The following is a 21648-nucleotide window of genomic DNA, read 5'->3' as shown; positions in this document are numbered from 1 at the left end:
CCCGAAGGGCCGGTGAACAGGTCGGGAGCGACCCGGTTACAAGTCGTCCAGATACTTTTCCGCGTCCAGAGCCGCCATGCAGCCGGCACCGGCCGAGGTGATGGCCTGACGGTAGACGTGGTCGGATACGTCGCCCGCGGCGAACACACCGGGCACACTGGTGGCGGTGGCGTTGCCATTCAGGCCGCTCTTGATCTTGATGTAGCCGTCTTTCATGTCCAACTGACCGGCGAAGATATCGGTGTTGGGCTTGTGGCCAATGGCGATGAATACGCCCTGGACGTCGATTTCCTGGGTGCTCTCGTTGAGCATGCTGCGCAGACGGGCGCCGGTGACGCCGTTGTCATCGCCCAGCACTTCGTCCAGGGTGTGGTCCCAGACGATCTTCACGTTGCCATTTTCGGCCTTGGCGAACAGCTTGTCCTGCAGGATTTTCTCGGCCCGAAGCTTGTCGCGACGGTGAATCAGGGTCACTTCGCTGGCGATATTGGACAGGTACAGGGCCTCTTCCACGGCGGTATTACCACCGCCGACCACGGCGACTTTCTGATCGCGGTAGAAGAAACCGTCACAGGTGGCGCAGGCGCTGACGCCCTTACCCATAAACGCCTCTTCCGAGGGCAGGCCGATATACTGGGCGGAGGCGCCGGTGGCGATGATCAGGGCGTCACAGGTGTAGGTTTCGTTACCGATCAGCTTGTAAGGGCGCTCGCTCAGGTCGGTTTCGTGGATATGATCGAAAATGATCTGAGTGTCAAAACGCTCAGCGTGCTGCTGCATCTCGACCATCAGGTCGGGCCCCTGGAGGTCCGACACACCGCCCGGCCAGTTCTCCACATCCGTGGTGGTAGTCAGTTGGCCACCCTGCTGCATGCCGGTGATCAGCACCGGATTCAGGTTGGCGCGGGCCGCGTAGATGGCCGCTGTGTAACCGGCGGGACCCGAACCGAGGATAATCAGGCGATGATGCTGTGCTTCGCTCATGATTTGCTGTCCTTTACGTCAATTGAGAGTGAGGGGGAAATTTGAAGGCGCTCATCATAAGTGAATCGCTCTCGGGGCGCAAAATAGTATGAACCAATGCCAAGTATTGCTTTCTTTAATGGTAATCTCTCGGTTTTATCGCTTTGCGCTATTATCGGTCCCTTCGGGTCCGGGGCGAGTCTATGAACGGGTCGCTTTTGCAAACCCCGTCCGGGCCGATAGAATAGCCGCCGTCATTCTTACAACTCAACAGGATTAACCCGTTTGAAGCGTTCTCAAGCCTCCACCGCCAGTAACGACGCCGCGCCCGCCGACAGTGTACTGGTGCGCATCGTCAAAGAAGGCGCCCTGATCGGCCTGGCCGCCATCAGTGTGTACCTGATGTTGGCACTGGTGACCTATGACGCCGGGGACCCGGGCTGGTCGCACACGGGAGAGAACAGCCGCATTCGCAATGCCGGCGGCCCGGCCGGGGCCTGGTTGGCCGATGTGTTCCTGTCGCTGTTTGGCTATCTGGCTTACCTGTTTCCGGTACTTCTGGCCTACCGGGCCTGGCAGGTATTTCGGGATCGGGAGCGTCAGCCCGGGTTCGACTGGTTGCTGATCTCGCTGCGGGTGGTGGGCCTGATCCTGGTGATGGTGGCGGGTACCGGTATTGCCAGCATGCACTACCCCGATGGGGCCAGCCTGCCGTTTTCCAATGGTGGTCTGATGGGCGCTTCGGTGGCCGAGGCCGTTGAAGGCGCCTTCAGCTACACCGGTGGCACCCTGATTCTGCTGTCGATTTTCCTGTTCGGTATCACCATCTTTACGGACCTGTCCTGGTTGGCACTGATGGATGAAACCGGGCGCTTGACCCTGGTACTGCTCGATAAAATCCGCTCGGGCTTCCAGCACTGGCAGCACCAGCGGGCCGAGCGCAAAGCCGCGAGAGAGGCCCAGCGCACGCGTCGGGAAGCCGTTGCCAAGCAGGTTGAGAAAACCGCCAAGCGGGTGCCGCCCACGATCAGCGAACCGGTCAAGAAGGCCCCGCCCAAACCCCAGCCCAAGCCGGCCCGGCAGGCTTCGCTGTTCGATACCAAGGACAGTTCACCTCCGGAGGGTGACTTGCCCTCGATTGATCTGCTGGATCCGGCCGATGAACACAGTGACAAGTCCTATTCCAAAGAGTCCCTGGAAGCCATGTCCCGTCTTCTAGAGCTGAAGCTCAAGGACTTCGGGATCGAGGTCGAGGTGGTCTCGGTGCAGCCCGGGCCTGTGGTGACCCGGTTCGAGATTCAGCCCGCCCCCGGGGTCAAGGCCAGCCGGATTACCAATCTGGCCAAAGACCTGGCCCGTTCGCTGGCGGTGATCAGCGTGCGGGTGGTGGAAGTGATTCCCGGCAAATCGGTGGTGGGGATTGAGATTCCCAACGAGCACCGGGAAATCGTGCGCCTGAGTGAAGTGTTGGCCTCGGATGTGTATGCCAAGGCCAAATCCGTGCTCACCATGGCCCTGGGTCACGATATCTCCGGCGAACCCATCGTGGCGGATCTGGCCAAAATGCCCCACTTGCTGGTGGCGGGTACCACTGGCTCGGGGAAATCCGTGGGCGTGAACGTGATGCTGCTCAGCCTGTTGTACAAATCCTCTCCGGACGAAGTACGACTGATGCTGGTGGACCCGAAGATGCTGGAGCTGTCGGTCTATGAGGGCATTCCGCACCTGTTGACCCCGGTCATTACCGATATGAAAGACGCCGCCAACGGCCTGCGCTGGTGCGTCGGGGAAATGGAGCGGCGTTACAAGCTGATGGCCGCCCTGGGGGTTCGCAACCTGGCCGGCTATAACCGCAAGGTGGATGAGGCCCGCAAGGCCGGAGAGCCGCTGAAAGACCCGCTGTTCAAACCGGAAGAGAACTACGAGCCGGGGGCCGAGGAGGCCACGGCGCCGGATCTGGAGCACCTGCCGGCGATTGTGGTGGTGATCGATGAGTTTGCCGATATGATGATGATCGTCGGCAAGAAGGTGGAACAGTTGATTGCCCGTATTGCCCAGAAGGCACGGGCAGCGGGTATCCATCTGATTCTGGCGACCCAGCGCCCGTCGGTGGATGTGATCACCGGTCTGATCAAGGCGAACGTGCCGACGCGGATTGCGTTTCAGGTGTCCTCGAAGATTGATTCACGCACGATTCTGGATCAGGGTGGGGCGGAGCAGCTGCTGGGCCACGGGGATATGTTGTATCTGCCCCCGGGCACGAGCAATCCGGTGCGGGTCCACGGGGCCTTTGTGGATGATCATGAGGTGCACAAGGTGGTGGCGGATTGGAAGAAGCGCGGTGAGCCGAATTATATTGATGGGGTGACGGATGAGAGTACGACCAGTTCGATTCCGGTACCGGGTATGCCCGGAGGGGAAGAGGGCGGTGATGCCGGTGAGGGGGATGCCCTCTACGATGAGGCGGTGGCCTTTGTGATTGATTCACGCAAGGCGTCGATTTCAGGGGTTCAGCGCAAGCTACGCATCGGCTACAACCGCGCGGCCCGCCTGATCGATACCATGGAAGCCGCCGGTGTAGTCTCCGAAGCCGGCCACAACGGCAACCGAGAGGTCTTGGTCCCCAAAAACTGATTTCGTATGGTGGTTTCGAGAGAGACCGGCGAGAGAGGGGAATACCCCTCGGAGACCCGCCGTAAACCCATGATGTGCATGGATGCACGAATGCCGCGATGGCAGGAGCCAATGAGCGGCCCATGGGGGCTTCTCGTCGGCATCCATGCCTCCGAGAGTCTCCGAGGGGTATTCCCCTCTCTCGCCTCAGTGCCAGCTTCCACCTGAGGTCGCGTAGGGCGGGTAAGCCGAAGGCGCACCCGCCGTAACCCAATACCAGATGCTGCGGTAATGACGTAGGGTGGATCGGTCCGACGCATCGGAGCCCAAAGGGCGTCATCCACCAAAAAAACCACCGAAATACCCGTAGGTCGGATTAGGCCAAAGGCCGTAATCCGACAAAACGACCCCCGGAACTTTATTACCACCTTCCTGGGTCCAAAGAACACAACCAAACAACCGAGCCACTATTTATGAATCGACTCTACGCTCTGATCACCTCAACCCTGCTCCTGCTGAGCACCCCCCTTCACGCCGACTCGACCGCGGAACTGCGCTCCCGCCTGGACGCCATGACCAGCCTGCAAGGCGAGTTCACCCAGGTCTTGATCGATATGGACGGCGAGGTGCTGGAGGAGAGCTCGGGGGATTTCGCTATGGCGCGCCCGGGCAAGTTTGACTGGCACACACGGGAGCCGTTTGAGCAGCGTCTGGTGTCGGATCACGAGTCCATCTGGCTGTACGACCCGGATCTGATGCAGGTGACGGTGCGTGAGTTCGATGAGGAGCTGCAGGATACGCCGGCGCTGATTCTCAGTGATGAGCTGACCGCGCTGAATGAGCAGTTTGAGATCACCCACTCGCAAACGGATGAGGGGTGGGATGCGTTCCGTCTGGAGCCGAAGGATGATGACAGTTTGTTCGCGGCGCTGGTGCTGACGTTTGACGGTGATCTGCTTCGGGAAATCCGGATGGATGACAATCTGGACCAGATCACCCGGTTTACTCTGTCCGATCTGAAACGCAATGAGTCCATCGATGACGGTCGGTTTACCTTTGAGGTTCCCGACGGCGTTGATGTGTTGGTGGATTGATGGCGGGCGATCTGTTTCAAAGCGAGCCGGTTTATCAGCCCCTGGCAGCGCGGATGCGGCCGCGTAACCTGGCGGACTATATCGGTCAGGAGCATTTACTTGCGCCCGGCAAGCCGCTGCGCGACGCCATTGAGCGCGGTCACCTGCACTCCATGATTCTTTGGGGGCCGCCGGGGGTGGGGAAGACTACTCTGGCGCGATTGTTCGCCGAGCAGGCGGATGCGCGCTTTCAGACCATTTCTGCGGTGCTGGCGGGTGTGAAGGATATTCGCGCGGCGGTGCAGGTGGCCGAGCAGGAGCGGGCCGCCCGGGGGCGCAAAACCATTCTGTTTGTCGATGAGGTGCACCGTTTCAACAAGGCGCAGCAGGATGCGTTTTTGCCTTATGTGGAAGACGGCACGCTGATCTTTATTGGTGCGACGACCGAGAACCCCTCGTTTGAGCTGAACAACGCGCTGTTGTCCCGCTGCCGGGTGTATGTGCTGCGCGGACTGGAGTTTGAGCATATTCGCCAAGTGTTACACCAGGCGCTGGAGGATACCGATAGAGGTCTCGGAAACGACGGCATCCGGATTGAGGAAGAGTGGCTCGACACGCTGGCCAAGGCGGCGGACGGCGATGCGCGCAAGGCGCTGAATCTGCTCGAGATTGCGTCGGATCTGGCGGAGGAGCGCGACGGTCAGAAAGTGATCGACCGGGCGGTGCTGGAGGAGGTGCTGGCCGCCGATGTTCGCCGGTTTGATAAGGGCGGGGATCTGTTTTACGAGCAGATTTCCGCCTTACATAAATCGGTGCGGGGCTCCTCCCCGGACGGCGCGCTGTACTGGTTTGCCAGGATGCTCGATGGCGGTTGCGATCCGCTCTATATCGCCCGGCGCATTGTCCGCATCGCCAGTGAGGATATCGGCAATGCCGACCCGCGCGCGCTGCCTCTGGCGCTGGCGGCCTGGGATACCCAGGAGCGCCTGGGCAGTCCGGAGGGTGAGTTGGCCATCGCCCAGGCCGTGGTTTATATGGCCTCGGCACCCAAAAGCAATGCTGTGTATAATGCCTTCAATACGGTGATGGCCGAGGTGCGCGAGCAGCCGGGCTATGAGGTGCCGGTGCATCTGCGCAACGCCCCCACCAAGTTGATGAAGTCCATGGATTACGGGGCGGAGTATCGGTACGCCCACCATGAGCCCGGCGCTTACGCCGCGGGTGAGTGTTATTTGCCGCCAGAGCTGGCGGATCGAGTCTATTACGAGCCGGTGGAGCGGGGGCTTGAGCAACGGATTCGGGAGAAGTTGGCCTATTTCCGCGAGCTGGATGCCAAGAGCCCGACTCGGCGTTATAGCCAGGAGAGCGATTGATGCAGTGGTTGGCCGTGGCTTTGGGCGGTGCTCTGGGGGCGATGGGTCGGTTTGGTTTGACGACCTGGCTGTTTCCGGTGATGGGTACGCGCTTTCCGTTGGGGACGCTGGTGGCGAATGTGCTCGGGTGTCTTCTTGTGGGCCTGGCCTTTGTATTGATTGTCGATAAGGGGCTTGTTGCGCCGGAGTATCGGCCGTTTGTGATTACGGGTTTTCTGGGGGCTTTGACGACCTTTTCGACGTTTTCGTTGGATGCGTTGTTGCTCTGGCAGAATGGGGCGCCGACGATGGCGGTGGTTTATTCGCTGGTCACGTTGATGAGTTGCCTGGTTGCTGTTTTTGCGTCGGTGTATTTTGCGCGCCTTCTGTTTTAAGCGGTAGTGGTTCTGATTGGCAGGCGGGTTCGGGTGCCTTTACCCGGGACCCGCATAAATACTTCCCTGTAGCTCTGCGTCGGCATCCTGCCTCCGACGGTCCCGGGTAAAGGCACCCGAACCCACTCGGTGCCATCCTGAGATTTCCGGGAAGTTAGACAGTTTTCTATCTTCTAACCTATTGACCTGAATAAGACATTTTTATGCTGGATCCAAAACTTGTTCGTAGCAATCCCGAATCGGTGGCCGAGGCGCTGAAGAAGCGTGGTTATGAGTTGGACGTTGCGCGCCTGACGTCGTTGGAGGAGCGCCGTCGTGAGGTGCAGGTTAAGACCGAGAACCTGCAGAAGGAGCGCAATGCCAGCGCCAAATCGATTGGCCAGGCGAAGCAGCGGGGTGAGGATGTGGAGCCCCTGCTGGCCCAGGTCAGTGAGCTAAAAGAGGCCCTGGGTAAAGCCGAAGCGGAGTTGGATGAGATTCAGGCGGAGTTGGATGACCTGTTGAGTGGCATTCCCAATATTCCCGCCGATGAAGTGCCCGAAGGTAAAAGCGAAGACGATAACGTCGAGGTGCGCCGCTGGGGTTCGCCGCGCGAGTTCGGTTTTCCGATTGTCGATCATGTGGACTTGGGCGCGCGCCTGGGTGGGCTGGATTTTGATACCGCGAGCAAGTTGACCGGTGCGCGTTTCGCGTTGCTGCGCTCAGGCATTGCCCGTCTGCATAGGGCCCTGGCGCAGTTCATGTTGGACACCCACATTGAGGAGCACGGTTACGAGGAAGTGAATGTGCCCTTTATTGTGAACTCGGATTCGCTGACCGGCACCGGCCAGTTGCCCAAGTTTGAGGAAGACCTGTTCAAATTGGATGATGAGCGGTGTTTCTACCTGATTCCCACAGCGGAAGTGCCGGTGACCAATATTCTGCGCAACGTGCTGCTCGACGGAGCGGACCAGTTGCCGATGAAGTTTGTCAGCCACACGCCCTGTTTCCGCAGTGAAGCCGGTTCGCACGGTAAAGACACTCGCGGCCTGATTCGTCAGCATCAGTTTGAAAAGGTGGAGCTGGTGCAGTTTGTCCGACCGGAAGCGTCGGATGAGACCTTGGAAAAACTGACCGGCCACGCCGAGGCGATTCTGCAGAAGCTGGGTCTGCCGTACCGCACTGTCATCTTGTGCGGTGGCGACATTGGTTTCTCGGCGGCGAAAACTTACGATATTGAGGTATGGGTACCATCCCAGGAGCGCTACCGGGAGATTTCTTCCTGCAGTAACTTCCGGGACTTCCAGGCGCGCCGCATGAAGGCCCGCTACCGCAACCCGGAAACCGGCAAGCCGGAGCTGCTGCACACGCTGAATGGTTCCGGCCTGGCGATTGGTCGCACCTTGCTGGCGGTGCTGGAAAACTACCAGCAGGAAGATGGCAGCATCACCATCCCGGAAGTGTTGCAGCCCTACATGGGTGGACTGAAAAGCCTGGGCGTAAACACCCCGGTTTAAACCGGAGTGTCCTGTAGGTCGGATTAGCGCAAAGCGCGTAATCCGACAGTTGGTCTCTGGAGTTTCGGTAACGGCGGATGCGCGGCAGGGCCGCTTATCCGCCCTACGGATGGCACGGCAGTTGGCGTAGGGCAGATAAGGGCGCAGCCCGCATCCGCCGTTACCTCACTCGACTTCGCTCCACCCTCGGTGATACCCCATGGATTATTTCCCCGTCTTTCTTGATTTGAAAAACCGCCGCTGCCTTCTGGTCGGCGGCGGCGACATTGCCACCCGCAAAGGCCGATTGTTGGCCCGCGCCGGGGCGCGGCTGTGCATTGTGGCCCCCGAGATTTCGGACGAGCTCAAAGAGCTGGCGGAGCAGGGCGGTGGTGAATTGCAATACCGGGAGTACGAATCCACCGATCTGAACGATGTGGTGCTGGTCTGTTCTGCGACGGATGACAACGAACTTAACGCGCGTATCTCGGAAGAGTCCCAGGCCCGCTATCTGCCCACCAACGTGGTGGACAGCCCCAAACTCTGCAGTTTTATCACCCCGGCGATTGTCGATCGCTCGCCCCTGGTGATTGCCATTTCCAGCGGCGGTGAGGCGCCTGTGTTAGCGAGGATGGTTCGGGCCAAGCTGGAAACCCTGATCCCCAAAAGCTATGGCCGTCTGGCTCAGTTGGCCAGCCGCTGGCGGGAGCGGGTGAAGCAGTCGTTCAGTGAGGAGAATCGACGCCGGTTCTGGGAAAAAGTCTTGCAGGGGCCGATTGCCGAGCTGGTGTTCAGTGGTCAGGACGAGCAGGCCGAGAAAGCCATTGCCGAGGATCTGGCCAATCCCGATTATGTCGATACCCAGGGCGAGGTGTACCTGGTGGGGGGCGGCCCCGGTGATCCGGAGTTGTTGACCCTGAAAGCCCTGCGCCTGATGCAGCAGGCCGATGTGGTGCTCTACGACCGGTTGGTGTCCCCGGAAGTGATGGAGCTGGTGCGTAGGGATGCGGACCGGATTTATGTCGGCAAGCGGCGCAGTGATCATCACATGCCGCAGGAAAACATCAATGAACTGTTGCTCAAGCTCGCCCAGGAGGGCAAGCGAGTGCTGCGCCTGAAGGGGGGCGACCCGTTCATCTTTGGTCGTGGCGGCGAAGAGATCGACCTGCTGGCCGCGCACCAGATTCCCTTCCAGGTGGTGCCGGGCATTACCGCGGCCTCGGGCTGTGCGGCCTATGCCGGTATTCCGCTCACCCACCGCGATCACTCCCAATCGGTGCGCTTTATCACCGGTCACCTGAAAACCGACAACCCGAACCTCACCTGGCCCGAGCTGGCGTTGCCGGGGCAGACGCTGGTGTTCTATATGAGCCTGGTGGGACTGGAGGAAATCTGTCAGGTTCTGATTCGCCATGGTCGGTCGCCCCAGACGCCGGTGGCACTGGTGGAGAAGGGCACGACCCAGGATCAGCGGGTACTGATCGGGACCCTGGAAACCATGCCCCAGCGGGTGGCCGAGAGCGATGTGCACGGTCCGACGCTGCTGATTGTGGGTGAGGTGGTGCAGTTACATCACGAGCTGAGCTGGTTTTCTCCGGAGCGGTCCGGCAGTCAATAAATTGACAGTGGCGAGACTTTGATCACAAAATAACGAACTTCCAGTCAAGATTTCGAGTCCAAGACCGATATGAGAGGTAAGCGCCGTCGTTTTGACGGTCCGAACTGAATCGGAGGTCACCATGACCTACATAGGCCCAACCAGCACCTTGCCACCGTCGGCCCGCACCAAGATCAACACCACTCGGGCCAAAGACGAAACCATGCCGGTGAGCGAACAGGTGCTGGATACCACACCCGTGGCGCCCATCCGCGAGCGCCGTCGAGGTGATCGCCGCCGCCGGGATATCAAGCCCCTGGTGGATATGCGTTCCGGTGACCGGCGCCGTCGGCGCAAAATCGATATCGAGGTGTGACGCTTACCCCCTCGGGTGACCGCACCGCTGCTCGCGGGCCTTAACGCTCGCGGGCGCCCCTCCGAGTGTGGTTAAATCTCCCCTGATCTTTCGATTGACCCGGGGACGGAATGACCCACTCCAATGGCATCACTGATGCCCGCCTGCAATTACCTTTCTGGCTCTGGCCGCTTGCGGTGATCATCGGCTGGCTGATTGCCGCCGCGTCACTGAGCTACGCGCCGGGCGGCCGACTTAACGTGCTCTGGCTCTGGTGGCTGTGGGCCGGAATTCCCCTCCTGGGCACCCTGGCCGCCGCCGGAGCCGCCGCCTTTGGGCGCGACCGGCCCTGGTTGTTCCGCTGGGGCCATAAAACCCTCCACTGGTATCCCAAGCCCGGCCAGCGCTGGCACATGCTGATCGGTCTGCAGAGCTTTTGGCTTCTGCTCGGGCTGGGCATGATCCTGGGGTTCCTGACGCTACTCCTGTTCACCGATCTGGCCTTTGGCTGGAGTTCCACCTTGCTCGATGGCGATCAGAGCCCTCTGCGCTTGCTGCAGTGGTTGGCGGCGCCCTGGGCGTGGTTCTGGTCGGCGGCGGTGCCGGATGCCGCCTTGTTGGACGCGACCCGCTATGTGCGCATTGATCCCCGGGCCTCGGGCACCGAGCGGGCAGGGGACTGGTGGCCGTTCCTGATGGCCAGCCTGCTGTTTTACAACCTGGTGCCGCGGGCACTGCTCGCGGTGGTCGGGGTGATCCGCTTGCGTCAACTGAACGCTCAGTCTCCCGGGCCCGCTATCCGCGGGACCAGCCAGGGTGGCGGTGCAAGGTTGGCCCCCGTGGCGGCCTCGCCCCTGAGTGCCTGGGACGGCGCCCTGGTGATCAACTGGGAGCGGCACCAACAGGGTCAACCGACCCTGGGGGGCGAACTCTGGTCCGACGACGAACTTCAATTGGAGGCCCTGTTGGCCAAACCGCCCGCCGCCGTGTTGTGGCAAGTGCCCGCCAATCGCTCCCCCGTGGGAGAGCTGGCCGACCTGGTCGCACAAGTAAGAAATGCCGGCGTGGCCCGACAGGGACTTCGGGCCGTGGTGGATGCCCAGACCCAACCCGAGCGGCACTTGGCCAGTTGGCGTCAGTTCGCCGGTGAGCAGCAGCTGCAATGGGTGACCGAATGAGCCGATCCGTATCGTCATACCCAACGCCCATGCTGTGCGTGGTGGGCCACCCCAACCGGGGCAAGTCCTCCATCGTCTCGACGCTGACCGAGAACGACAGCGTGCGGATCAGCCCGGCCTCCGGTACCACGCGCCGGGCGGATCGGTTCGAGTTCTCGCTGAATGGCCGAGTGTTACTGACTCTGGTCGACACGCCGGGTTTTCAGCGGGCGCGTCAGGTACAGGCCTGGCTGGAGCGCGAACCGGTCAGCCCCGGCGCACGGCCAGACCGGGTGCGCGCCTTCCTGGCGGAACCGGGCCACGCTGAGCGCTTCCCCGATGAGGTCGCTCTGCTCCGGCCGATCATGGAAGGCGCGGGTATTCTCTATGTGGTGGACGGCGCCCAGGCGCCCTCGCCGATGGACGAAGCGGAAATGGAAATCCTGCGCTGGACCGGACAGCCGAGGCTGGCGGTAATCAACCCCATGGCGCCCCAGTCACAAACCGAGACCTGGCAGCGAACCCTCGGCCAATTTTTTCAGTGGGTGCGGGTCTTCAACCCGCTTACCGCGACGCTGCCGGCTCGCCAGGCGTTGCTGCGCGCCATGGGGGAATTGACCCCGGAATGGTCTGCCCCAATACAGGGGCTGATTCAGGGGCTGGCCACGCGCGACCAACAGCGTCTGACCAATGTCAGCGACGCCCTGGCCGCCTACTGGGCGGAGCAGCTGGTGGAACGCCAGCCGGTACAGGTGCCCGGTGCCATCGGTCGCCAGCGGGCCGAGGAACAGTTGCGCCGCGCATTGGATGAGCGCGAAACCGACTTTTTCCGTCACCTGCGTGAAGCCTGGGGCCATCGCACCAGCGAACTGGAGCGGGACAGCGGCTGGGAACTGGACGCCGATGAGTTGATGAATACCGAAACCTGGTACCTCTGGGGCCTCAAACAGCGGGATTTACTCTGGGTCAGCGGCAGTGCGGGCGCGGCAACTGGCTTGGCGGTGGATGCCGGACTGGGCGGTGCCTCGCTGTTGACCGGTGCGATTTCCGGTGGTGTCATCGGGTCGGTAGGCGGTTGGTTGGCCAGCCGGGAGTTGCCGGGCAGGCGTTTGGGCTGGCTGCCGCTGGCCCGTCAAAAGCAGGTGATGGGGCCGGTAAAGCACCCCAATTTTCCGTTGGTGGTAATGGCCCGGGCGCTGACGTTCACCCGTCAGTTGTGGTTGAAACCGCACGCGGAGCGCAGTGCGGTGGTGTTGCGTTCTGAGGCGGGTACGTGGCCAAGAGAGGAGCAGGTGCAACTGTTGGGTTGGGCAAAGCGTATTCAACAGGGGCGTTGGCAGGCCAAACATCAGGACGCTCTGGTTCGTTGGGTGGAACATCAGTTACGGGTTTCCTTGGACGAGGCGTTTTCGCGGGAAGAAAAAACCAGTTGGGTTTGATTGTGTCTTCGAGCTTAGTGGTTCGGTTGTAGCATCAAGTCCGGGCCGGGAAGGGGAAGCCCTTTCAAGACACGCCGTAAACCCATCCCTGGGGGCTCGACGCGCGGAGTCCCTCCGCTTACGGTCTTGAAAGGGCTTCCCCTTCCCGCCCCTCAGTGCCAAAGGTCGCGTAGGGCGGATAAGGCCATAGGCCGCATCCGCCGTCACCAAACCATGAAACAGAAAACCGACAGGAGCAATGACAAAAATGAGCCAATACGATTACGATTTGCTGGTGATCGGCGCGGGGTCCGGTGGGGTTCGGGCCAGTCGGTTTGCGGCGCAGTTTGGGGCGAGAGTGGGCATTATTGAAGAGCGCTACCTTGGTGGAACCTGCGTCAATGTGGGGTGCGTGCCCAAAAAGCTGTTTGTGTTTGCCTCCCACTATCGGGAAACATTTCACTCCGCCCCCGGTTATGGTTGGCACGCGGGTGCCATCAAGTTTGATTGGCAGGAACTGCGTGCAAACAAAGATCGCGAAATCGAACGGCTCAATCAGGTGTACGACAAACTCCTCAACACCGCCGGAGTGGAAATCATCAACGGTACCGGTACCCTGATTGATGGGCACACCGTGGCTGTTGGCGATAGAACCTACACCGCCGAGCGCATCCTGATTGCCGTGGGCGGTTGGCCCTGGATGCCGGAGGTGCCGGGTATCGAGCACGCCATCACCTCCAACGAAGCGTTTTATCTGGACAGTCTGCCCGAGCGCATTGTCATCGTTGGCGGTGGTTATATCGCGGTGGAGTTTGCCGGGATTTTTAATGGCCTCGGTGTTGAAACCCACTTGTGCTATCGCGGGGAGCTGTTTTTGCGCGGTTTCGATGAGGATGTGCGGACGCATCTGGCGCAGGAGCTACCCAAGAAAGGCATACACCTGCACTTCAATACCGACATCACGCGCATTGAGAAAAACGCGGACGATGTACTGACGGTTCATACCGATCAGGGAAATACGCTATCGGTCGGGCAGGTCATGTACGCTACCGGGCGCAAGCCGAAAACCGATGGGCTCGGGTTGGAGAACACGGCGGTGCGGTTGAGTGATGCGGGCCGTATTCAGGTGAACGAAGAATTTCAGACCGACGAGCCGTCCATCTACGCACTGGGCGACGTGACCGGGCCCGATGAACTGACGCCGGTTGCCCTGGCTCAGGGAATGGCCCTGGCCCGCAACCTGTTCGGCGGCATGAATGAGCGGGTGGACTACCGGCACATTCCCACCGCGGTGTTCAGTCAGCCGCCCATGGCAAGCTGCGGTCTGACCGAGGAAGAAGCCAGAAAGGAGTGCGTTCACGTGGATATTTACCGGGGCGCCTTCCGCCCGATGCAATATACCCTGCCGGATCTGGACGAGCGGGCGTTGGTGAAACTGATCGTCGATCGGGATACGGACCGGGTGCTGGGTTGCCACATGGTGGGGCCTGAGGCGGGTGAGATCATGCAGGGCCTGGGTGTGGCCATGACCGCCGGTGCGACCAAAGCGGACTTTGATCGCACCATCGGTATTCATCCGACATTGGCGGAAGAGTTTGTCACCCTGCGTCAGCCGGTCGCCCGCGTCAATGAGTGACGACGGTTACCTCTCGCTAATCGAAACGCACAATCAGGTTCAACTGACGTTCGGACAAGTGCTCCATTTCCTTGTTGAGCGCTTCCGCCTCGGCGACCTCTTTCTGGGTGCGGTCGGAAATGTCGCTGATATGCTGGGTGTTCTGTTCGATATCCACGGCCGTCGCCGACTGCTCCTCGGCGGCGGAGGCAATCTGGTGTGACATCTGATCGATTTTTTCCACAGCGGCGGAAATGGTCGACAGCGCCTGCTGTACATTGTCCATTTCGCCCACGCTGCGATCGACCAGACTCAGACACTGCTCCATACTCTCCCCGGCTTGTCCCGTGGCTTCACCGAGCTTCTCAATGATGTTGCGAATGTGCCCGGTGGAGTCCTGGGTACGCTGTGCCAGGGTGCGCACCTCATCGGCCACCACCGCAAAGCCGCGCCCCTGCTCACCGGCGCGGGCGGCTTCGATCGCCGCGTTCAGTGCCAGCAGGTTGGTCTGTTCGGCAATACCCCGAATGACATCCACCACCTTGGCAATCTCGCCACTGTCGGCGGTCAGGCGCTCCAGTACTTGCCCCAGATTGTCCACCTGCCGGGACAGGTCACCGATCGCACCGCTGGCGGTGTTGATGACCGTGCCGCCACGCTGGACTTCTCCCAGGGCACTTTGGGTAGCCTCGGAGGTATCCGAGGCGCCGCTGGCCACTTCCTGCACCGCCTGAGCCATCTGTTGCATGGCCACGGCCACCCGGGTGGTTTCCCGCTGTTGCTCGTCCATCCCCCGGTGGGTCTGTGCCGCCTGCGCCTGCGCTTGCGCGGCGTGGCCATGCAATTCCCGGGCGGATTCGCCAAAGCGCCCCAGTGCGGTACGCAGGCGCGCCCGCAGCGCCAATTGCGCAAACTCGATTTCACCCAAAGCGTCACTGCGACCGGTGTAAATATAGGCCGCGATCGGGTCGTGCATGATGGCCCGGGCACGGCTCAAACTGACGTTGAGGTGTTTTGCCAGTAGAGCCTGGGTAGCACCGCCGATGACGGCGCTCCCCAGTAGGGCGGCAAACGCCAGGGTCGGGGTCAGCAACCCCAGCAGCCAACTGCCCAGCAACAGCACGAGCAATGCAATGCCGCCGATCTGAACCGGTGTTCGAGTCGCATGCCACAGGCTCAACCAGCGCGGACAGGCCGGCTTGCCGGCACGCATCCGTCGATAGCTCGCCTCGGCCCGGGCTACCCGCTCCGCGTCCGGATGAACCCGCACCGACTCGTAGCCCTGCACCTGGCCGCGGTCTTTGAGCGGCGTGACGTAGGCATCCACCCAGTAGTGATCGCCGCTTTTGCACCGGTTTTTGACAATGCCCATCCAGGGCCGACCGCTTTTCAGCGCGCCCCACATCACACCGAAGACTGCCTCGGGCATTTCGGGGTGGCGAATCATATTGTGCGGCTGGCCGATCAGCTCATCCCGGGTAAAGCCGGAAATTTCCTGAAAGGTGTCGTTGCAAAATTGGATGGTGCCTTTGGTGTCCGTCGATGAAACCAGTTCATCGCCGGGTTTCACCGGAACGTTGCGGCCGGTCACGGGGCCGTTGTTGCGCATACAGTGTCCTCAGCGGTAACCGCGATAACGTCTAGCCGGCATTTATTTGCCGATGTTAGATGAAACCACCCCTTTCAGGGTAGTTGACCTATTCGCGTTATCGACCGCACGGGCGTTAAGTTGAGTGAATTCTCACGCGTTCAGGCGGCGGCCAGTGTGCGGCTCTGTTGATTGATCACAAAGGCCGCCAGGGCATTTTGGGTCTCGGAAGGGAGGTCGACAAAAGACAGGCTGACCCGGGTCTGACGCCAGGGCCGCTGACTGAGATTGAACGCGCAGACGCGCACCCGGCAGCGAACCTTGAGTCCCGGGGCGACGGTGAATTCGCACAGCGGGAGTATGTCTCGGTGGTGCAGGAACGGTCGCCAGTCGCCGGTGAGTCCGAGTCGTATACCGCCCGCGGACAGGTTGAGGATTTCTCCGCACAGGGGGGACAGCCCGGGTACACCGAGACGGGCGCTGATCGGGTACCAGCCGAAGACGTCCAGGCGGGGCCAGCGACGTCGGGGGCCGAGGTAGAACTGTTCGGGCAAGGGCAGGGCGAGCCCGCCGCTTCGCTGGGGCGTGCTCCAGCCAACCACCGGGGCGCTGAATTCGAACAGGCGGCCGTTTTCGTGGTAGCTGACGGTCAGCTCGTCGCCAGGTTCGAGGTTGAGCGCCCGGGGGAAGAGTTCGTCGAGCCAAAGGAGTTGCCGTTGGGTGTCGAGGGCGAGGATGAGGCTTTGGTATTCGCTGCCTTGATGGCGCACGGCGAGCAGTTGCCGACGTTCGGCGAGCGGGCGCAGGTGTTTGACGCACTCGGCTTCGGGCGCAGGAGCCTGTGGCGTGGGCGCCGGCCGCTCAGTGGGTTCGTTGGCGGAGAGTTTTTGCAGCAGTGCTCGCAACAGGGCCATAGGTGACTCGTATTCCAGGTCGATAAAACGGACGGTTCTTTGCCGGTTACGAGTGAGTTTGCAATGGGTGTGCCATATTGTGCAGATCGAAATTTTGGGACTTCGCAGGGAAGGCTGCGGGAGGGTAACCCCCTTTGGGGACCGCTGTGAATACGTCCCTGTAAGCTCTGCACCGGCCATCCAGGCCGGTGACGTCCCCAAAGGGGGTTACCCTCCCTCCGCTAGTGCCAACGTCAAGGGCGGTGGAGGTAGCCCGTTTCACGCACCTCAAGCATGTGTTTGCTGGGCGGGCTATTTCCCGAAACGTTATGTTTGCACAGCGGAGGGAGGGAAGGTCTCTTTGAGACCGTTACCCGCCTGGATGGCGGGTAATGAGCCCCCATGGATGGGTTCACGGCGTGTCTCAAAGAGACCTTCCCTCCCGCAGCCCTCTATGCGAAGTCCCATAAGAGCCAATGTTCAGTAGGCAAAGCGGCAACTGCCTGCCGCTAAGGGCGGCAATTCCCTGGGGCGGCTAAAATCCGTACAATGGCGGCATTTTTCGGACCGTCGAACATCGAGAGTATTATGAGTCAGCCCGCCGTGCGCAAAGAGCGCCTCGAATACAACAAACTGCAAAAGCGCCTGCGTCGTCAGGTCGGCAGTGCCATTGCCGATTACAACATGATTGAAGAGGGCGACCGGATCATGGTCTGCCTCTCCGGTGGCAAAGACTCCTACGGCATGCTCGACATCCTCATGAGCCTGCAGAAAACCGCCCCCATCCGCTTCGAACTGATCGCCGTCAACATGGATCAGAAACAGCCCGGCTTTCCCGAGCACATATTGCCCGAATACCTCGAACAGGTCGGGGTGCCGTACCATATCATCGAGCGCGACACCTACAGCATCGTCAAAGACGTGATTCCCGAGGGTAAAACCACCTGTGGGCTCTGCTCGCGTTTACGGCGCGGTACTCTGTATAGCTTCGCCAACGAGATCGGGGCGACCAAAATCGCCCTGGGTCACCACCGGGACGACATCATCGAGACCCTCTTCCTCAACATGTTCTACGGTGGCAAACTCAAAGCCATGCCGCCCAAGCTGCTCGCCGATGACAAGCGCAACGTCCTGATTCGCCCGCTCGCCTATTGCAAAGAGCAGGACCTGGCGGATTTTGCCGAGTACAAGGCGTTCCCGATCATTCCCTGCAACCTCTGCGGCTCCCAGGAGAACCTCCAGCGGCAGGTGATCAAGCAGATGCTGACCGACTGGGAAGGTCAGTACCCCGGACGCACCGAGACCATCTTTTCCGCCATCCGCAATGTGGCCCCCTCTCAGTTGGCGGATACCGCGCTGTTTGACTTCGCCGGATTGAAAGTGGATCCGGATGCTGTGGCCGACGCCGGGGATGAGGCCCAGGCCGAGGCCGGCGTTCAGCAGTTTATCCCGGCTCTGCAAGTCTCCTGAGTTAGCCCGGCCGGCGGCCAGCTCCTATACTCAGGGTACACAGGTCCTGTTGCACAGGTCTCAGGCAGAGAGGTGTCTATGAGGATTGGCGTACCCCGGGAAATCAAAACCGATGAATACCGCGTAGGGCTGACGCCCAGTGCTGTGCGGGAATTGGCGTGCCAGGGCCACAGCGTGTTGGTCGAACGGGAGGCGGGCGCTGCGGTGGGCCTGGATGATGCCTCATACGAAGCGGCGGGGGCCACCCTGGTGGACTCCGCCTCAGCGGTATTCGCCCAGGCCGAGTTGATCGTCAAGGTCAAGGAGCCGCAGCCGGAGGAGTATCGCCAGCTCAATCCTGATCAGATTCTGTTCACCTTTCTGCACCTGGCGCCCGACCCCGAGCAGGCCGAGGGGCTGTTGGCCTCGGGCGCGTCCTGCATTGCCTACGAAACCGTCACGGACCAGGCGGGACGCCTGCCGCTGTTGACCCCCATGTCCGAGGTGGCCGGGCGGCTCGCCACCCAAGCGGGCGCCCATCACCTGGAGCTGCATCAGGGCGGGCGGGGCATCCTGCTCGGAGGGGTTCCGGGAGTACCGCCGGCGGGAGTCACCATCATCGGCGGGGGAGTGGTGGGGACTCAGGCGGCGCGCATGGCTTTGGGGCTGGGGGCGCAGGTCAGAATTCTGGACAAGTCCCTGGTGCGCCTGCGGGAGCTGGATGCGCTGTTTCACGGGCGACTGGTCTGCGAGTACGCGACCGAAGATGCGCTGGAGCAGGCGCTGCCGCAGACCGATCTGCTGATCGGTGCGGTACTGGTAACCGGCGACTCGGCGCCCAAGCTGCTGTCCCGGGAGCAACTGGGGGCCTTGCCCAAGGGGGCGGTATTGGTGGATGTGGCCATTGACCAGGGCGGATGCTTCGCCACCTCCCGGCCCACAACGCACCGTCAGCCCACCTTTTCGCTCGATGGCGTGGTCCATTACTGTGTTGCGAATATCCCCTCGGCGGCGGCCCGAACCGCCACCCTGGCGCTGAGTCACGCCACCTTGCCTTATGTGCAGGCGCTGGCGCAGAATGGCCTTCAGGCCCTGAAGCAGGACCCCGGCCTCAGGGCGGGCCTGAATGTGCACCGGGGCCAGATCACCCACGAGGCGGTCGCCCGGGCGTTGGGCAAACCCTGGGTAGCGTTCGGCGGCGGACCGGAGTAAGCTACCAATTGTTGAAACAAACGACATTCACAGGACAATAAGCATAAATGACGAACGAACCGTCGCTTTTCCAGGGGGTTTCTTTCCGGCTGGCGAAAATCGGCATCATCCTGGCCTTTCTGCTCGGCCTGTTGATGAGCTCGGTGCAGTTGTATCTGGATCTGGACAACCAGCGTGAGGAGCTTAACCTGCTGTTCAGTCGGGTCATGGAAGTGGCCACGCCGCCGGCGATGCGCGCCGTTCACACCCTGGATGATGACCTGTCCGCTGAAGTGGTCAATGGGCTGCTGGCCTATGACTTTGTCATCGGGGTGCGCGTCACCGATGAGTTGGGCAATACCCTGGCCGAGGGCCAGACCGCACAGAAACCCTCCCAGACCCGGTGGCTGACCTCGCTGATCAGCGACGAGACCCGGGAGCTGTATTCCGACCTGATAATCCCGGGCTACGGCCAGACCGCCTCCGGGGGGCTGGCGTTTACTGTCGATATGGATCAGGCGCTGCAGGCGTTCTACGAGCGGTCGGGCCTCAACCTGATCACCGGGCTGGTTCGCAACGCGATGCTGGTGGTGTTGCTGTTTTTTGCCTTTTACTTTGTGGTGGCCAAACCCCTCGCGCGCCTGTCCCGGGAAATCAAAAGCATCAACCCGGAAGAGCCCGGCGTCCGCCGCCTGACGCCCTTGCCCGGGCGGCACGATGAGCTGGCGCAACTGCTGGACAGCAGTAACCAATTGCTGAACGCTGTGGATCTGTCGCTGGCCAAGCGTCGCGCGGTGGAACTGGCGTTGCGAAAGAGCGAGGGGCATCTGCGCCAGATTATCGACAGCCTGCCGGTGATGATCGGGGCCCGGGATATTGAGGGACGCTACCTGTTTGCCAACAAGGCGCTGGCGAGCATGGTCGGTCGCGATGTCGACACCATGCGCGGACAGGACGTACGGGACCTGTTCCGCAATGCCGTGGATGATGTGGAACTGATTCTGCAGAACGATCAGCGGGTGATTCGTCAGGGCATTGATGTGGAAATCAATGAAGAGTCCTTTGTCACCCGTGAAGGTAAAAAACTCTATTTGCAGAGTCACATCATGCCGCTCCATTACTACGATCAGACGGTGGCTCTGAACGTGTCCGTGGACATCACCGAGCGCAAGAATGCCCAGGCAAAGATGGAGCACATGGCCCATCACGACGCCCTGACCAATCTGCCCAACCGGGTGCAATTGGTCGAGCGTCTGGACCTGGAAATCCGTCGCGCGACCCGGCACGGCTACTGCGGTGCGGTGCTGTTTATCGATCTGGACCAGTTCAAAAACATCAACGACTCACTGGGTCACCCGGTGGGCGACAAGGTTCTCAAGGAGGTGGCGCAGCGCCTGGTCAGCTCGGTTCGGGAAGAGGATCTGGTTGCCCGCCTGAGTGGCGATGAATTTGTCGTGGTGTTGACGGTGCTGGACAAAGACCTGTCGACCGCCGCGCTGCGGGCGGGGGAAATCAGTGAAAAAATCCGGCGTATCATTTCCCGTCCCTTCCACACAGAGAATCTGGACTTGCGGATCAGCTGCAGTGTCGGGGTGGTGATCTATCCGGATAAAAACAGCTCGGTGCATGAGCTACTGCGCTTTGCCGATACCGCCATGTACCAGGTCAAAGAGAAGGGACGCGATGCGATCGAGTTTTTCAATGAGGACATGGCGGACAAGGTCAGCCGACAGCTGGTGATGGAGGGCGATCTGCATCGGGCGCTTGAGGGCAAGCAGTTTGCGCTGCACTATCAACCCAAAATCGATATGGGCACCGGAACCATTGTCGGCGCCGAAGCCCTGTTGCGTTGGCACCATCCCACCAAGGGCCTGATCTCGCCGGCGGATTTCATTCCCATTCTGGAAACGTCCGGGCTGATTCTGGATGTCGGCCAATGGGTGCTGGAAACCGCCTGTGAAACTCTGGTGCACTGGCAGGCGCAGGGCTGGTGGAAACCGGGTATGCGTCTGAGCATCAATATCAGCCCCCGGCAGTTTCGGCGCGCCGCCTTTGCCGATGACGTCCTGCGCACCTTGAAACGCTACCCGATACCCGAGAATTCGCTGGAAATGGAGGTGACCGAGGGCATTGTGATTCAGCAGGTGGACGAAGCGATTGTCACCATGCGGCGCCTGGCGGAGCAGGGCATCAGCTTCTCCCTGGATGATTTCGGGACCGGCTACTCCTCCATCAGCTATCTCAAACAGCTACCGGTGACCGTGCTGAAAATCGACCAGAGTTTTGTCCGGGATATTGTGGATGATCACAACGACCGGGTGTTGGTGGAAACCATCATTACCATGGGTCGGTTGCTGGATCTCGATGTGGTCGCCGAGGGCGTGGAACTGGAGGCTCAGTTCGATATTCTCCAGCGCTACGGTTGTCATTACTATCAAGGGTTCTATTTCAGCCCCGGCGTTACCCTGTCGGCGTTCGATGCCATGTTGGCGGAGCACGCCGTGTCCGCCTGAG

General features: G+C 60.9%; 16 protein-coding genes. 13 read left to right on the top strand and 3 right to left on the bottom strand.

Annotated elements, in window-relative coordinates; all coding sequences use genetic code 11:
• Positions 1–36: 36 nt before the first annotated feature.
• Positions 37–984 carry a thioredoxin-disulfide reductase gene (gene trxB / locus N645_RS0105280; RefSeq protein ID WP_024460469.1) on the bottom strand — a complete coding sequence of 316 codons (948 nt, stop codon included), beginning with the start codon at positions 982–984 and terminating at the stop codon, positions 37–39.
• A gap of 264 nt (positions 985–1248) precedes the next feature.
• Here trxB and N645_RS0105275 point away from each other — a divergent pair, with 264 nt between their 5' ends.
• The 10 genes from N645_RS0105275 to gorA all read left to right on the top strand — a co-directional run bounded on the left by N645_RS0105275 (position 1249) and on the right by gorA (position 14034).
• Positions 1249–3597: a DNA translocase FtsK gene (locus N645_RS0105275; RefSeq protein WP_024460468.1), complete on the top strand. Its 2349-nt coding sequence runs from the start codon at positions 1249–1251 to the stop codon at positions 3595–3597.
• Between the two features lie 452 nt (positions 3598–4049).
• A complete protein-coding gene (lolA, locus tag N645_RS0105270) occupies positions 4050–4670 on the top strand; it encodes an outer membrane lipoprotein chaperone LolA (RefSeq protein ID WP_024460467.1) in 621 nt (206 codons plus the stop codon).
• On the top strand, positions 4670–6022 hold the full coding sequence (locus tag N645_RS0105265; RefSeq protein WP_024460466.1) for a replication-associated recombination protein A: 1353 nt from the start codon (positions 4670–4672) through the stop codon (positions 6020–6022). Before lolA ends, N645_RS0105265 begins: the two co-directional genes overlap by 1 nt.
• Positions 6022–6396 carry a fluoride efflux transporter CrcB gene (gene crcB / locus N645_RS0105260; RefSeq protein ID WP_024460465.1) on the top strand — a complete coding sequence of 125 codons (375 nt, stop codon included), beginning with the start codon at positions 6022–6024 and terminating at the stop codon, positions 6394–6396. Before N645_RS0105265 ends, crcB begins: the two co-directional genes overlap by 1 nt.
• A 203-nt stretch (positions 6397–6599) precedes the next feature.
• Positions 6600–7892 carry a serine--tRNA ligase gene (gene serS / locus N645_RS0105255; protein WP_024460464.1) on the top strand — a complete coding sequence of 431 codons (1293 nt, stop codon included), beginning with the start codon at positions 6600–6602 and terminating at the stop codon, positions 7890–7892.
• Positions 7893–8091: 199 nt separating this feature from the next.
• Positions 8092–9489: a siroheme synthase CysG gene (gene cysG, locus N645_RS0105250; RefSeq protein ID WP_024460463.1), complete on the top strand. Its 1398-nt coding sequence runs from the start codon at positions 8092–8094 to the stop codon at positions 9487–9489.
• Positions 9490–9610: 121 nt separating this feature from the next.
• A complete protein-coding gene (locus N645_RS0105245; protein WP_024460462.1) occupies positions 9611–9844 on the top strand; it encodes a hypothetical protein in 234 nt (77 codons plus the stop codon).
• 110 nt (positions 9845–9954) lie between these two features.
• A complete protein-coding gene (locus tag N645_RS0105240; RefSeq protein ID WP_024460461.1) occupies positions 9955–11001 on the top strand; it encodes a DUF2868 domain-containing protein in 1047 nt (348 codons plus the stop codon).
• The gene (locus tag N645_RS0105235; protein WP_024460460.1) at positions 10998–12419 is read left to right on the top strand and encodes a DUF3482 domain-containing protein; all 1422 of its coding nucleotides are present in this window, start codon (positions 10998–11000) and stop codon (positions 12417–12419) included. The genes N645_RS0105240 and N645_RS0105235 overlap by 4 nt, the downstream gene beginning before the upstream one ends.
• Positions 12420–12666: 247 nt before the next feature.
• Positions 12667–14034 carry a glutathione-disulfide reductase gene (gene gorA / locus N645_RS0105230; protein ID WP_024460459.1) on the top strand — a complete coding sequence of 456 codons (1368 nt, stop codon included), beginning with the start codon at positions 12667–12669 and terminating at the stop codon, positions 14032–14034.
• A 16-nt stretch (positions 14035–14050) separates the two neighbouring features.
• Here the strand turns inward: gorA and N645_RS0105225 are convergent, their stop codons facing one another.
• Together N645_RS0105225 and N645_RS0105220 are read right to left on the bottom strand one after the other, a co-directional pair.
• Positions 14051–15622, bottom strand: a complete 1572-nt coding sequence (locus N645_RS0105225; protein WP_024460458.1) for a PAS domain-containing methyl-accepting chemotaxis protein — start codon at positions 15620–15622, stop codon at positions 14051–14053.
• 140 nt (positions 15623–15762) lie between these two features.
• The gene (locus N645_RS0105220) at positions 15763–16515 is read right to left on the bottom strand and encodes a flagellar brake protein (protein WP_024460457.1); all 753 of its coding nucleotides are present in this window, start codon (positions 16513–16515) and stop codon (positions 15763–15765) included.
• Positions 16516–17082: 567 nt separating this feature from the next.
• Here N645_RS0105220 and ttcA point away from each other — a divergent pair.
• From ttcA to N645_RS0105205, 3 genes are all read left to right on the top strand, one after another.
• A complete protein-coding gene (gene ttcA, locus N645_RS0105215) occupies positions 17083–17964 on the top strand; it encodes a tRNA 2-thiocytidine(32) synthetase TtcA (protein WP_024460456.1) in 882 nt (293 codons plus the stop codon).
• A 78-nt stretch (positions 17965–18042) separates the two neighbouring features.
• A complete protein-coding gene (gene ald / locus N645_RS0105210; RefSeq protein WP_024460455.1) occupies positions 18043–19155 on the top strand; it encodes an alanine dehydrogenase in 1113 nt (370 codons plus the stop codon).
• Positions 19156–19202: 47 nt separating this feature from the next.
• Positions 19203–21647: a bifunctional diguanylate cyclase/phosphodiesterase gene (locus N645_RS0105205; RefSeq protein WP_024460454.1), complete on the top strand. Its 2445-nt coding sequence runs from the start codon at positions 19203–19205 to the stop codon at positions 21645–21647.
• The last annotated feature ends 1 nt before the right edge of the window (position 21648 follow it).

Source organism: Marinimicrobium sp. LS-A18 (assembly GCF_000463525.1).
Taxonomy (GTDB): domain Bacteria; phylum Pseudomonadota; class Gammaproteobacteria; order Pseudomonadales; family Cellvibrionaceae; genus Marinimicrobium; species Marinimicrobium koreense.
This window is presented reverse-complemented; position numbering and strand designations above follow the sequence as displayed.